Origin of the sequence: Leptothoe sp. LEGE 181152 (assembly GCF_032906605.1) — a bacterium.
GTDB lineage: Bacteria > Cyanobacteriota > Cyanobacteriia > Phormidesmidales > Phormidesmidaceae > Leptothoe > Leptothoe turfae.
The window spans coordinates 109806-124383 of sequence record NZ_JASATU010000010.1 but is presented as its reverse complement, the minus strand read 5'-3'; the positions used below and the strand labels follow the sequence as shown (position 1 = coordinate 124383).

12 protein-coding genes are annotated in these 14578 nt (G+C 45.8%); 3 read left to right on the top strand and 9 right to left on the bottom strand.

The genetic code is table 11. The annotated features are described in order from the left end of the window. Positions 1-99: 99 nt before the first annotated feature. From QGP82_RS06345 to QGP82_RS06330, 4 genes are all read right to left on the bottom strand, one after another. Positions 100-537, bottom strand: a complete 438-nt coding sequence (locus tag QGP82_RS06345) for a hypothetical protein (RefSeq protein WP_499057816.1) — start codon at positions 535-537, stop codon at positions 100-102. A gap of 477 nt (positions 538-1014) precedes the next feature. Beyond that, the gene (locus QGP82_RS06340; RefSeq protein ID WP_163697026.1) at positions 1015-1155 is read right to left on the bottom strand and encodes a CHAT domain-containing protein; all 141 of its coding nucleotides are present in this window, start codon (positions 1153-1155) and stop codon (positions 1015-1017) included. Between the two features lie 11 nt (positions 1156-1166). Continuing rightward, entirely contained in the window at positions 1167-1514 is a 348-nt protein-coding gene (locus tag QGP82_RS06335) for a hypothetical protein (protein ID WP_499057814.1), read from the bottom strand. 1072 nt (positions 1515-2586) lie between these two features. Continuing rightward, positions 2587-4563: a hypothetical protein gene (locus tag QGP82_RS06330; protein WP_499057811.1), complete on the bottom strand. Its 1977-nt coding sequence runs from the start codon at positions 4561-4563 to the stop codon at positions 2587-2589. 1737 nt (positions 4564-6300) lie between these two features. Here QGP82_RS06330 and QGP82_RS06325 point away from each other — a divergent pair. After that, positions 6301-7704, top strand: coding sequence for a helix-turn-helix domain-containing protein (locus tag QGP82_RS06325; RefSeq protein ID WP_163697027.1), 1404 nt, complete (start codon positions 6301-6303; stop codon positions 7702-7704). A 163-nt stretch (positions 7705-7867) separates the two neighbouring features. Here QGP82_RS06325 and QGP82_RS06320 read toward each other — a convergent pair whose 3' ends face one another. The 4 genes from QGP82_RS06320 to QGP82_RS06305 all read right to left on the bottom strand — a co-directional run bounded on the left by QGP82_RS06320 (position 7868) and on the right by QGP82_RS06305 (position 10184). Next, positions 7868-8080 carry a hypothetical protein gene (locus QGP82_RS06320; RefSeq protein WP_499057807.1) on the bottom strand — a complete coding sequence of 71 codons (213 nt, stop codon included), beginning with the start codon at positions 8078-8080 and terminating at the stop codon, positions 7868-7870. A 67-nt stretch (positions 8081-8147) separates the two neighbouring features. Further along, positions 8148-8768 carry a hypothetical protein gene (locus tag QGP82_RS06315; protein ID WP_499057804.1) on the bottom strand — a complete coding sequence of 207 codons (621 nt, stop codon included), beginning with the start codon at positions 8766-8768 and terminating at the stop codon, positions 8148-8150. A gap of 152 nt (positions 8769-8920) precedes the next feature. Next, positions 8921-9115: a photosystem II complex extrinsic protein PsbU gene (gene psbU, locus QGP82_RS06310; RefSeq protein ID WP_499057894.1), complete on the bottom strand. Its 195-nt coding sequence runs from the start codon at positions 9113-9115 to the stop codon at positions 8921-8923. A 106-nt stretch (positions 9116-9221) separates the two neighbouring features. After that, positions 9222-10184: an aldo/keto reductase gene (locus QGP82_RS06305; protein ID WP_499057801.1), complete on the bottom strand. Its 963-nt coding sequence runs from the start codon at positions 10182-10184 to the stop codon at positions 9222-9224. 547 nt (positions 10185-10731) lie between these two features. Between QGP82_RS06305 and QGP82_RS06300 the strand changes: the two genes are divergently transcribed. Next, entirely contained in the window at positions 10732-12129 is a 1398-nt protein-coding gene (locus QGP82_RS06300; protein ID WP_499057798.1) for a lysophospholipid acyltransferase family protein, read from the top strand. A gap of 94 nt (positions 12130-12223) precedes the next feature. Here the strand turns inward: QGP82_RS06300 and QGP82_RS06295 are convergent, their stop codons facing one another. Further along, positions 12224-13648 (bottom strand): glutaredoxin family protein, encoded by a 1425-nt coding sequence (locus tag QGP82_RS06295; protein ID WP_499057796.1) that lies wholly within the window; start codon positions 13646-13648, stop codon positions 12224-12226. 148 nt (positions 13649-13796) lie between these two features. On the opposite strand from QGP82_RS06295, the gene QGP82_RS06290 reads away from it, so the two are divergent. Beyond that, positions 13797-14288, top strand: coding sequence for a host attachment protein (locus QGP82_RS06290; RefSeq protein WP_163671265.1), 492 nt, complete (start codon positions 13797-13799; stop codon positions 14286-14288). Positions 14289-14578: the final 290 nt, after the last annotated feature.

Here is a 14578-nt window from a genome sequence, read left to right as displayed (position 1 = left end):
GAAATGAATGTGGGGGGAATATTCTTAAGATCAAAACGGAGACTGGTCGATGATTGGCCAGCCTTCAGGGATAGCTTTGTTTAGCGAGCAAGATTAGACTTAGCGAGCAAGACCAGCTACACGGCTGTGGGCCCCTGTCTGTTGGGCACGGTCCGTATATTGCAATGCAACAACTTTACGCACCGCCACCGCACGCTTATACACACTTTGGGCCAGGGCTCTGTCATTACCAAAGGTTTTAAGATTATCTTGTATGAACATTTTTCTGGGCGTATTGGCAATTTGCAAAGCAGATTGAAATCCGCTTTGTAGCAACTTTATAGCGAGGTCTTCTTGACCATTGGGAACAACTCTTAATAAACGCTGATAGGCCTTAAGCTGCGTGATTAGACCTTCCTTATTGTCCTCTAAACCAGTCCACTTATAGGTATCGAGAGTCGAAGCGTGGAGTAAATCGGCGGTTCGAAAATCAATTTTCTTATTTTTTCTTAGAAAGGCCTTCAGGTTTTTGATGTTAATTGTTTCTGTACTACTCATTGTTACACCCTACTTTTTGCATTAATGAAACATACTTGAAGACACCACTTTCAAGGTGAAGCCTAGATCATGGAGGTAAAGCCAGCCTGGCTCTTTATCCAGTGGATTCAAAAGAAAACTGAGAGAGAATCAGATTGTTGAGGTTTTCTTTTCTCTCACATAAGACTGTTTAAAGGCATTCAAGCAGTCTTACATCAAATAAACCTCAAAAGAAAAACCACGGCCCAGAAAGCATTGCAAGAATTTTCTACAGTCGTTTCAACAACTTCCTTAGGCTTCTGAAGTAATAACGCTATTTCAAAATCTCAAGAGATATATGTGATGATACTACACTTCGATAAAAGTTGTCAAGCGCTTTTTGGGTGTATAGCAACAACTTTTCAAAGAATGCAGTTAGCAAATAGACTCATGCTATTCAGTTCAGGGGCACGAGACAAATTTCAGCAAAATCACCAACTGAATTTATCAGATTTATAATCAGTTACCCGCCAGAACAAAGAGAGTCCAGAAGTGAGAGGAGGCTAGCTGTGGGTCTTGCATCAGGTCTAGCTGTGCCTGACGAAAAGCTTCAGCTTTGGTGATATCTGGCTGTGCTAATGCCGTGTAAAACTCAGTCATATAAAGAAGCGTTACGAGAATGGTGCACAGTTTGGGAATAAATCGGTGTCGATGGTCTCGGTGTTGCGCTGCACCGGATTGATGGCCAAAGCCTTTTGCATGACAACGATAGGATTGCTATGAAAACGATGTAAAATATATGCCTTATCACCATAAGAGTCTTTGTTATTGTGTTGTCGCCCAATCCTCAATTCCTCATCCAGAAAATTCGCTGTTCCCCGGGGGGATAGTCCACTTTCCACAAGTAACCAGTTCAGAACTAGCTGCAATTCTTGCTGCGATGCCCCACGCTTTGCCCAACTGGTCAACCGTCTACGATGGATCTCGCACATACCCGTAGCCGAGAGAATATATGCCATAGCTAGCATTTTACTGTCGACATCTAGCTATGGCACACATCGTTTATTTTGCGACGGCTCTATTACTTCAATACCTGGGTAAACCTGAACTTTTACCTGAATCAACCTGAACTTTTCGGGATTTTTTCTGCCAGGGATCATCGTTATATTAAATATTGTTGTCTAGCTCTGGGATTAGTTATTGCAGTACACCTAATAAGGTTAAATGAGGCAGAAGCATTATGAGTCCAGCGGAACTCATCAGGCGACGTTATTTGTATAAAACTTATGCAAGTTGGTGAACCTATTACCCGCTTTTATCCTTCAACAGAATGGGATTTATTCAATACTTTTCCCTGCTTCTGTTGAAGTGATCAGTGTCTAGAGACCATTCAAGGGACCAATCATTTACCCATTGATATTTTGAATCGCTATGAATTAGCTCGCCATATTAGACGACTCAAAAGGCATCAAATTTCTTTCAAGATTCGAAATATTGGAGATATGACTTATCAGACTTTATATCTTGTCTAATAGGTTTGATGAGTCAAGTCCAAGCTTTCACTATGATGTCTCTCCTGAAGTCAACAGAAGACCAAATATAGCCAGTCAGTAAATCAACCATATTGAACAACAGATTAAAGACGTTACCTACGAAGGCTACTATGCAAATGTCCAATGGCCTTAGATGGCTCACTGTGCAAAAAGCCCAACTTGATTGGCCTGTTGTTTCTTTTTTTGTCATAGCCCATTTAGGTGCGATTCCACTGGTAGCACTGTATCCATCCACAGACGGACTCTGTACCATATGCAGGGTTTTGGTGGTCTCATTGGTTGTGGATTTTCCCTAAAAAGGATCGCAAACAAATAGGGGTACTCTATTTCAAATATGCGAAAGATATGCTTCAAAACCCTTTCTATAAATCTCTTGAAAAGAGCTACCTCTTTTGGCATCTTGGGCTTGCCATCAGCCTATTTCTAATCGGCTATGGTCTTGGGGGGCACTACATTTGCGATCGCACCCTCACATCAGTTGGGCTACTTTTCACTGCTTCCGTTAACTCAGCCCATAGGGCCAAGGGTGGCTAGAGAGTTATCCTGTGTCAGGATGCGTCGACGAGGTCTCTCCAGAGAAGGCTCGCAAATAAGATAACCACTGTTGTCTTTGTTCAGCCGTGAGATGGGCCAGCGAGGATGTGGTGAATTGCGTTGGCGCTAGCGAAGCCATGCCTGATGGGGCTATAGCCGCTTCGAAGAAGCTTCGCAACTCCTCCTGAATCCTTCCCGGTCCCCAATCCAACTTCTGCAGCTGCTCCACTATCTCCACAATCGTTTCTAATGACTGCTGCTTCGCCTCTGACAGCTCCATATCCACCAGCTCAGCACATAGCTCAGGCGGCTGTTGCCGTAACCATGCCAACGCCTCCGCCATCAAAATCGGGTCATCCAACGTTAGCCAGTAAGCCATCTGCTGCAGGTGAGCTGCCCTAGACTCCTGAGCCATTACTTCTTCAGCCTCTACAACCTCCTGAGCTGCCTGTAAATCGACAGCGACCTGAGCCTTCGACAAGATTTCCCGGATACGCTGAATCTCTTCTTGATGGGGATTACCACCCTCTGGCTGAGATGCAACAGATTTCAGATCGCTAGAACCATTGGTTTCATTATCATTACCATCTATCCCTTGTAATAAGCTTGTGGAGCTGTGACAGTTTGGTGCGTTAGCTTGGCCAAACTGTCCAGATTCATTGTTAATTTGGGGTGTGTTTGGGCAGTTCTCCTGTGTTTTCCAGAGTGGATGCCACAGTTCTTTGTAGCGATATAGAGACCCACCTCCGATGCCAAATTTTCTAAGGGCATTGAATCTAGCAGTGGCCTGTTCTGGAAGTTCGTTTTTGTCTGAGAGTTCTTTGAGTGCTGCTTGAATCTTGTCCTTGGTTTTTTGACTCTGCTGTTTATTCCAACTGGGTTCAGTATTTTCAGATTCAGACTTTTCCTTCTTTTCCTTTTTAGATTTATATTTTCCAAACTGTTCTCCATAGTGGAAGTAGTGACTTTTCTCGATGCAGCTGACCCATTCTGAAACGCGGTCTTCGATTTCATGCTGATGACGACACCACAACTCATAGCCCGGCAATGCTTTGGCTATAGTTAGAACTTCTTTGATTAGACTGTCACCGATTAGCGGTTCACCACCGTACATCACATGGTGAAATACATAGGTGCGCATGGTGATTCGACCCAGTAATCGATTTGTTTGGCCATGGTCGGTCCAACCTTGCTCGATTTCAGCATTGAGGTCGTTTAGAAACTTATCAGCCTTATTCGAGAGACGATAACTGCGCCGTTTCTTCTGTCGAATGATCCGCTGTAGTATCGCATTATTTAGATTGTTGCGTCCCTGGCATTGTTTCCACTGTTCGACAAAGGTAGTCTGGTCGGTCCAGATCGGGTCTAGATCATCATTGAGTAAATACGACCCACGCTGTAGCGGTAGCCGGTGGGCGTTAAATAAGTTCGGAGTACTTTCGATGGTGTATAACCGAGCATTGGGAAAGACTTCAAGCTGACCGGGGGTGACCTTAAAGCCCTGACTTTCCAGAAGCAATGTGATGCCACTGCCCACTTCCCAAGCTGTCAGTGATTCTGAAAATGGAAAATATAGGTGCAGACCCTGACTATCGGATGAGGTGCAGGTGATGGCTGACACAAGACCTAAGGGTTCCAGTGCTTCAGTCAGTTTTTGAAAGGCAATGGGATCTCGCCTGGGGTGGTACGCGCTACCGATATCAATATCGACCATGGCGTACTGGGTTTCTTTCCCAAATCGCACACCATATAAATAAGTACCCTGTTCAATCAGTCGGTCTGATAATGGATGCCGACTTTCCGTTTGCCATTGGGGGCGTTTGCCTGGGGATGGATGGTTCGCGTAGATGTAATCGTGACGATGGGAAAATAGTGCAAGAAATCGATTGTTTCGTTCTTGCACGTATTCAAATGGATTTGGCAGAGCCAATGTCACGCTTAGGTCCACAGTTCCGTTAACAGCATCGGGATGTTGCTGCACTCAGACGAGTGATTCCCGCTGTCTACGAGTAGACCTGTATTTCGGCAACACAAAACAACCCTAGCTGTAAGCAGGAATCCTGCTTTATTTAGAGGCTAAGGGTAGGAATCCAAAAGAACAGAACTGGATAATCCTGGCATTGCTGATCCTCGGTATGATTTCATCTGAAAGATGCTGGTTGATAGCATGTCTGACAGATCGTTTCATACTCTAAATCAGCAATAGCAATATTCTGTTTCACAGTGGTCTAAAGCACTAGAAAGTGCTGAATTTTAATTGTGTGCCTTATACAAATGAACTACTCATGTTGACTTCAATGCTTATAGCAGACTGTCTGATTACAAAATCTTGCCTGGATTGTTCTGATAACAGAAAATTTGTAATCATGGCTTGGCTTCTGAGAGGGCCAAAAACATCAAACTCTTTTGTTGTTGGGAAATATCACATAACAATAATCAAAATTTTGGGTATGGGGTCTAGATAGTTTGGGGTAAGGGACCTAGAATTTTCCGGTCTATGTTCTAGAACTAATTTGTAATCATTATGGGTACCAGGCCCTAGATAAATCGTGTAATCAATCCCTTTGGACACCATGGATGTAATCACTGTAGGGGCCGGGCTCTAGAGTATTGATGTAATCAGAACCCTATGTTTGTAATTTTGTAATCACTTTGGGATTGGGCTCTAGAATAAGAATGTAATCAAGATTAGGGTTTTGCTTCTAGATGCCACCTTCTTGGAATGTTCTAGCGTGATTACAGGTACCAGGTTCTAGAGATTGTTGTAATTGGGTTAAAGCCCTAGACTCAGATGTAATCAGTTTTGGGCTCGGGCTTTAGAGGAGATGTGTAATCATAGTAATGATCGAACCTAGGACCCGTAAACCTTGTTCCGACCCTGCCATGGGGAAACCCCAGTATGCCTATTGAGATAGCTTGATTACTTCCGGAAAGGGAACTTGGAGGGACCCCAAGCAACACCTTTAAACTCCCCATCAACACCGTACTTTAGGTACTGGGCTCTAGAGTAATCCTGTAATCAGGCCCAAGTTCTAGAGGTTTTTGTAATCAGGTCTAGGCTCTAGGCTTTGTTGTAATCAACTTTGGGCTCAGGCTCTAGAGAAAACCTGTAATCACAGCCATTATCAGCTCTAAATGTAATCACTTCAATGAGGCTTCTAACCGATTTTCTAGGGTTGGGCTCTAGAGTAATCCTGTAATCAGGCCCAAGTTCTAGAGGTTTTTGTAATCAGGTCTAGGCTCTAGGCTTTGTTGTAATCAACTTTGGGCTCAGGCTCTAGAGAAAACCTGTAATCACAGCCATTATCAGCTCTAAATGTAATCACTTCAAGGGTTTGTGTGATCTGTGTTTCGGGGCTAGGTTCTAGATTTACTTGTAATCGAGCTTGGGTTCTAGAAATATTTGTAATCACCTAAAGCTGTTGCCATATGGTGTGTTGACTATTGTTGTCTCAATTTAGGTGACAGGGTCTAGAGACTTTTGTAATCAAATGGAAGTTTTGAGGCCAAATGTAATCACGACTATGAGAATATTCACGCTTTCTGTAAGTTGTCCTCATATGTGTGAATATGGCGCTATAATTCACCGCGTGGTGTGAAGCTTGGCATGTTTTCTTCTTGCCTGTCCAGTGCTCTCTAAACCACGTCCAAGTCTGCAGGTGCTTCTAGGTCAACATGACCGTACTGGACGTGGACAATGTTGAAGTCAGGGAATCTAATGGCCTCAAAATCTAACAAAAAACTAGATGCTGAGACGCGGGCAAGTCGTTCTGTCGCGACGCAGCAGAAACGGCCTACTACCAAAGTGGCCCCAGGTGAGCGTCCTAAAACAAATCCAGATCTGTTTGATCAGGGATCGCTGACTAAAGTAACGTCCTCATTGCCAATCTGGGAAGCGAGCAATATTCTCACCCAGCGTCAGCAGTTGCCTTGGACAACTGATCCCGATGGCAAGCTGATTTATAGCCGTGAGGTTAATGATGGCAAGGGGGCAATTTGTTTCTGGATTGCGGACAATACAGAGGAAGAACACCCTGCTGCGCTAGCGGGGGCAGCTGCTCTGGCGGTTATTGATACGTTTGATATTCGGGCGGCGTGTATACACCTGATCCTGGCGGCCCATGCGTCTCAGATGGAGCGGCCCTGGGAAGAGGAGTTGGTGATTGATGATCGCCAAATTGAGGCTTATCTTGGTTTGCAGCGACGTACCGATAAGAATCGTCGTGAGAAGCTAGCGCTGATTGAGGAGATTGTTAAACAGCCTTGTAAGATTACGACGCTTATTTCCTGGCCGCGCTACGGCAAGCGAAAGGGGTTTACAGTTGAGGAAGGCCGCCTGTGGCACCTCCTGGGTACTCGCCATCATTATCAGCAGGATAATTTTGGTAATAAAGAGCTGACTGGGATGTCCTTTGTGGTGAAGGCGGGGCTGTGGGCTAAGTACTTTTTGAATGAGGAGACAGCTCAGGAACAGGAGCTGCCGGTTAACCCAGGTGTGTTACCGAAATCACTGTTGGAAAGTGTGATGAGCATTTGGCAGCACCGGGCGGGGGCGGCTCGATTGATGGTATGGCTGTTGTTTAAGGCGCAGTTTAGTCCACAGCATCCGTTGCCAGTGCGGACTTTGTTAGAGGTGGCCTATGGTGTGGAACGGGTGCACAATGCGCAGTCGGATAATCAGCTGCGGAAGAAGCTGACGAATACGTGGGATGAGGATTTGCTGGCGTTACATGATCGGGGTTGGCAGATTACGTTTGATGCTGAGACGTATCCGGTTGAGATTCAACCGTCGGGGTTTGGGCGGGATACGTCTCGTCGGCCTAGGGGATTTTTTGATCAGTTGTTGAAGGCTCAGTTGTTGATTGCTCCTCCTGAGAGTTGGGATACGGCAAATCTTCCATCTGGGGAGGCGGCAGAAGAACCTGTTGAGATAGAACCTGCGGTACCGAAGTTGACTCCGGAGGAGGTTAAGAGTCTTAGGGTGGAAAAGGGATGGAGTCAGCGTAAGTTGGCGATGCTAACTGGAATTAGTCAGGGGTTGATCTCAATGATGGAGAATGGTACTCGAACGATTACAGCAGATAATGAACTTATCTTGCGTCGTACGTTTGATTATTTTTAGTGCTTGGCTGTGAGAGCTATCTATGTCTTACCGTTTCAATCACCATTAGCTTAAGGAGTTTCTGCTATTGGCAGAGAAACTCTGGTGATGGGGGGAATATTAGGCTGAATGAATTGGCCTTAGGTGTCGTTTTTAGATGAGTCTTATAGCGAGTTAACTCCTGCTAGGTGACATCTGGCCATCCCTTTCCAGCTAACCACCGCTGAAATTGCCGCAGCTGACGAGTGTAGGTTTTCTTTGTACTGGGTCTTACCTCCCGATTCTCAAGAAACCGATCTACCCAATCAGGCTCACGAGTTGCCTGGGGCACTACAGGCTTTTGGAGCCTGTCATCTTGGAACTCAATAAATGTGGGTTGTGGATCGGATTTAGCCATGGGTAACTCTCATACTGGTACAAAAGTATCAAAGATTTTCCTAGTAATCCTGCGGCTGAACAGAGTTTTAGGAACGTGGATTTTGTAGGATCGAGAGCGCTTCTTCCAATGCCTTGGCCGCCTGCATCAGCTGTGTCCGAGTTTTGACCAACTGATTGCGTCGCTCAATTCCCGCCTGTGCTTCCCGATGGCGTGGCTCGCCCGTTTTACCCAAATGAATGTGCCGCACCAATCGCTGCTGTGCCTGGGGATGAAACATTTCCCTATGGGCCGCCAGTTTGTTGTACCAATAGGTACCGTAAGGCCGCTTAACCGCATAGGCATGCACTTCCGTTCCCTCAGGAGCAATATACTGTTTGCTGTCCGGTTCTAACTGAGCGAATTGGGTTTCCAACTCAGCCATGGCTTCTTGGAGTGTCTCCATCAGTGACACAATCCCCAGCGAATCCAGGTCTTGAGGGTTGCCCCGCTGTCGTAACATTAGTGTGGCCGCCGAGTTAGCCGACATCGTTACAGAATGCTGTGCCTGTGCTTCATCACCCACTTGAAGATTAACTGTTCCAACGTTTTCGTCAGCTTTAGCCAGTTCTGAACAAGCCACTAAATTAGGACACTGAGCCGCCAATAGCCCCGGTGTTTGAGTAATTGCTTCACAGGAAAAACTAAACGGACAATACTTTCGACTCATTAGTATATTCTAGCTGTCTAATAAAACTATTTAGCTAGAACTAAGTTTGAAATATAGGTGCCCATGGTGAGCGCTTCAAGCAATGAATCGTTACCGATATTGTTGGTTACATTACTCTTCTGGTTATAAAAAAGATTGCTGCTGTTGATGGTTCACTTATAAATACCAGGATTAATTCGATCCCCACCTTCGATTAGTGCCGGTTCAGACAGAGTCACTACAAAATTCTCTAGATTGTCTTTCAGAATATCGATTTCTCGCTCGCTGAGTCCTGGCATATTGAGAACATCTTCTACCGTGTTGAAAGGTGCGTTTGCAATAATCTTTCGAGCCAGGGTGGGATACAGTCCTTATCTTTTTCTTTAGTGTGGATAACAGATATATATTTGAGTTGAAACCGCAATAATGCTAAAAACACATTATGAGAATCTTATGAAAGTAAATGCTCCAACCCTAGTTAGGTTCTTCATTCACACAGTGACCCGCGTTGTTGAGCTTTGCCATCTGCTTAGTTGACAAGGTCAGGTCTAACGCCCCCAGGTTTTCTTTCAGGTGGTCGCCCCGACCACCTGAAAAAACAGGTAACAGGGGCGGTTGGCGATGCATCATCCAGGCCAACACAACTTGATTGGCGGTAGCGTTAAGTTCTTGGGCGACTTCCCGTAATGCAGCTATCCGGGCTTCTGTATCTGGTCCAGCATAAGCAGCTGAGATGGGGCGATCAGCTCGGACATAGGCTCCCCGTAGGAGTGGTGTGTAGGGCAGCATGGTTTTTCCTCGGGCGTCACCATAGCTCATTAAGTTTTGGTTGATGAGGCGCTGATCACCAAAATCTGCGCCAGGAGTTGGGCGTAGGTAGGTAAATCGCTGTTCGATACAGGTAAACCCGTTCCACCCTTGAGCTGTTGCGATCGCATCTGCATCTGCTAAACGCCAAGCATAATAATTACTCGCCCCGACAAACCTGACCTTACCGGCTTTTACCAATGAGTGAAACGCCTCTAGCGTCTCCTCTAGGGGCGTGCTTGGATCATCCTTGTGGGCATAGTAGAGATCTAAATGATCAATACCTAACCGCTTCAGACTGTTGTCGCATTCAGAAATAATAGTTGATGCAGCTAGACCATCAGGCACTTCCCCATAACCAAAACCAACTTTACTGGCAATGAAGAGATCATCTCGGTTGCTCCGTTCCCGAAGCCACCGGCCAACTACAACTTCGCTTTCGCCACCCTTGCCGTTGGCACTCCATTGATTGTAGCTGTTGCCTGTGTCAATGAACATGCCTCCAGCTTCCAAATAAATGTCCAGCAGCTGGGCTGATTGTTCATACGTGTTAAGGGTTCCAAACCGCAGTGTTCCTAGGCATAAACAGCTGACGTCAATCCCTGTTTGACTTAACTGAATTTTTTTCATGGTTATCTTCAAGAGTATAGATTAATAATTGTGTAAGAAAAGACAAAGATACTGCCTTGTGCTACTTTGCTGTTTTGCTTCTGGCACAAAGGTTTTAGCGATCTAAAAACATAATCTCCCTAGACCACCGACCTCTTCTAATGGAGAGGGTAAGAATCTCATCTGGTGGTCAAATCATAGGAATTAGATCTATCTAGGATTAGCTGATCTCTAAGGCTTACTTTAGGTTAAATAACTAATATGAGGATTTTATGGAGAATTTAGATTTAGTGAACCCAAACGCCCTCAGGTATTTTGGTGAGTGATAAAAAAATGACGGGTCAAACACTTATCGACTAGCCCGTCATTTATCGCTTATTAAGTTGTCCAAGGTTTCATCCTCCCGAACCATTCTTTGGATTTACAGAGTTTGTAGCTTGTCTTGCACCTCACATAGCCGCATTTGCTATATTTCTGGATACTTGATGCTGGATAGGTGTTATGGTCCTGGTTAGGAGTGTTGCGGTGAGTTCGATATTCGTTTTCCTTTGATGAAGACTGCGTTCAGATGCCCCAAAGTATTGATGGTGTTCAGCCCCCATTAGGATTTATTGCCCCTGCCTACAGCGCCTGGTTGCTGAAGGTGGTTCATAGAATTTTGCCCATACTGTTGCGTGTGCGTCTGTCACCCTGGTTACCGGCAGGTATCACCCAGATTCAGGTGACCAACGGTAGAGTGCTAGCGGAGTTCTACCAACAGTTTCAACAAGGGAACCTACGCTTTCTAATGGCCTTTCGTCATGTAGAAGTGGATGATCCTCTCTGTGGCTTGTATCTGCTATCCAGGGCCGTTCCTCAGGCTGCTCGGCAACAGCGTATTCAGTTACGAACGCCGCTCCATACCCATTTTCTCTATGAACGGGGAATGCCACTTTGGGCAGGAACCTGGCTCGGTTGGGCGCTCTCTCATCTGGGTGGGATTCCCATTCGCCGCGGACGACAACCCGATTGGTCAGGGCTACGACAGGCGCGACAGATGTTGAGTCAGGGCCTTTGGCCCATGACGGTGGCTCCGGAGGGGGCCACCAATGGTCACAGTGAGCGAGTGGGTCCTTTGGAGATGGGAACTGCTCAATTAGCATTCTGGTGTGCTGAAGATTTGGCCAAAGCAGGTCGCAGTGAATCGGTTTATATCATTCCTATCAATATCCAGTATCGGTATGTGAAACCTGCTTGGTCACGTTTGGGACGATTGTTAGCTCGATTAGAAAGGGATAGCGGATTACCTGCCGATGTCAGTCATAGCGCAGTATCTGAGAAGATTATTTATCAACGCATCATGCGCCTTGGAGATCATCTGCTGAGCAAGATGGCAACGTTTTACAGTCGTTTTTATCACCAAAAACAGCTCTCTTTTCAGTTTGATGCTGATGCCCAATCTGCTTGCTTAACACGACTGCAAGCACTGCTGCAGGCTGCTCTGCAGGTGGGTGAGCAATACTTTGGCATTTCGGCCCATGGCAATCTGGCGGAACGCTGTCGCCGTTTAGAGGAAGCGGGTTGGACCTATATTTATCGAGATGATTTGCCGGATCGCAGCACCCTATCGCCTTTAGATCGAGGTTTAGCAGACTGGGTAGCTCAAGAAGCCAGTTTGCGAATGCTCCATATGCGCCTGGTGGAAACTTTTGTGGCGGTTACCGAGACCTACCTGAAGGAAAAACCGTCCTTTGAACGCTGTGCAGAGACCACCTTCCTGATGTTTGATATGCTGGCCCGTCTGCGAGGTGATAAACACCCCTGTCGGCCCCGGTTAGCTGCTCGTCGGGCCACACTCACCATCGGTGAGCCGATTTCGGTGACAGAGCGCTGGCCTATGTATCAAACCAACCGCAGGGCTGGAAGACAGGCGGTGATGGACCTGACCCAAGAGTTGCAACAGGCGTTGGAGCAAATGATCACTTAATCTAAGGTTTGATTCCTATCTTCACAAGCTTCTTAAAGGAATTGCGTATGCTCAATTAGAGTCGTTTTGGAGACACGTTATTTCGACGCCAAGTTTAAGTTAATAACAATAATTCTGGCTGAAAAATCATCACTAGCCCAAAGAATAACATAAACAATCCGCCCACTAATTTAAGACGGCGGCCCTGGCTTTCACTCAATCGAGTGGACTCAAAGGAATAGATGAAATTTGCCAGGATGAGCCCCAAAGGCACGATATAGAGGACGGCATACAGAAAAGTCCATGTGGTTTGGCATAGGAAAGTACCGTCTACACTTTGAATGTTGCAATAGTTTACCAAGGTTGTCATGTAGACCACAGGTAAGATGGCTGTACAACCCAGTTCAACGGTATTCACAAAAATGGCCAGAATGACTGTACTGCCCAGCGCTGCGAGGAACTTGAGTCGATTTGTCTGGGGCTCGTTTAGGGCACGAACAATGCGGCTGGCCTTTTGGGTAATGGTGCGCTGTTCGTCGGCCGATAGAGAGAGGGAAACACCTTGCTTAAACCAAAAGTAGTCTTTGATGTTGATTAATCCGGCGATCGCAACTCCAACTCCTAACACGAGTAAGAACCATTGACCATAGTGCTCTAGTAACAATGCCCCCATGCCAATCATCACCATGATGAACAGGAAATACATTGCTGCTGATGTAATAATAAACGTGCCCCCAATCAGAAGCATATCTCTTCGTCGTTTAGTGTGGGTGAGCAACGACAACAAAATGATTAAGACGGTAAAGGCACAAGGGTTAAACCCATCAGCCAGGGCAATGGTTGAGACAAATAGTGGAAAGGGTAACTGTTGAGCAAAGGTCTTGATGATTGTATCTGGTGTGAGGCTTACTAGCAGAAACAGACTGAGTAGGCAGATGGCTCCTAAGCCGCCCCACCAATAGCGTCGAGCTTGGGGGGATTGAAGACGACTTCTTAAGAATGGGAAACTGATTAGATATATGCCCGGTAACCCTAGTACTAACCAGGGAAACTGCCAGGGGTTTGTGGCGGTGTCTAATTGTAATGTGTTTGTGGCGGTGCCTAACTGCAACGTGTGGCCGACAGCAGTTGCGATCGCATCTAAAATCTGGTTATGGTAGCCGATATATCCCTCATAGGCTGGTACATATTCTAGTGAGCCATCACTCTCGCTATAGCCAACAAAACTCATTTCGCCAACAAATGTGCGAGGCACGGCTCCAGACCGGATGTTATATCGTTCCCTAAAATCTTGCCACGTTTGAGGTTCTTCGCTCACTTCAATCAGATGTACCTTCACATCTGGATTGTAGGTATCAATATCCTCCATCAGTGGTTTCTGACGCAGACAATGGGGACAGGTTGTACTGTGGAAGAAGTACACATCGACAACATCACTCGCGACTGTTTTAACAGGCACTAATAGGATTAAAACGACGGTTAATATTGTTGCTAGAAACTGGATCCGCCATTGATATATAGACTGAAATGGAGCTTTCATAAGCAAAGAGATTACAAGATGTATCTCAGGAGTAAACTATACAACTGTTCAACGATAGAATTATATTAGTTATGATAGCGCCTAGTTCCTCAGGTGTAACCACGTCAGTTTAGTGACATAGAACTCTACAAAATTACTGAGACAGTCTATGGGTAAATTGCTTGTTGCTACTATCAATGGAGCCGTTGCTCGTTTCTTCACTTCAGAACCAGCAACCTTGCCTATGTATGATCCGGACGTTCTAACGCTAGTTGAACATAAAAGTATGGTGAGTTTCGAGGGAGAACTACCCGGCAAGGCTCTATGGTCAAATATTCAGTCAGGACGTAACCGTGGTGCGAGCGGTCAGTCCCACAGATATGATGACCATCGCCAGAGTCATAAACTTGAATTTGAACGGCGATTTGCTAAATCTATTGCTAAAACCGTACTAGATCTGGTTGAGTCTAAACACGTTCGACAACTTATTATCATTGCGGCACCCCAAATTCTAGGGCTGATGAGAGAAGTTTGCACGCCTCTATTACCCAAGCCATTAAAAATGAATGAATTGGCTCGAGATCTGTGTCATCTCAAGCCCCATGAGCTGCATGATTACCTGGCGAAGACAGGACAGTTACCAGCCCGGATTAGATTGTGAAAGATTGCTGGGAGTTTCTAACGCTGTAAGTGCTTTCCATGTCCCCAGTATTGGGGGTTGGGGGCCTGGATAACTGGTAGCTTCTTTACCAGAAATGTCCTTAGAAGACAGCGAGCTGTCATAGAGGCAGATGCAGCAATTCTGCTTAAGGGATAAGGATTTTATAAGATCCAAAAATTAATGCTGGAGAGACATTGCATGCAACGTCTGTACATCCAATAGTGGAGCCTAATTAATTGTGGTTCCTAAGCTGGTTATCCACCAACCCAAACCTGAAGACTATGGGGGTA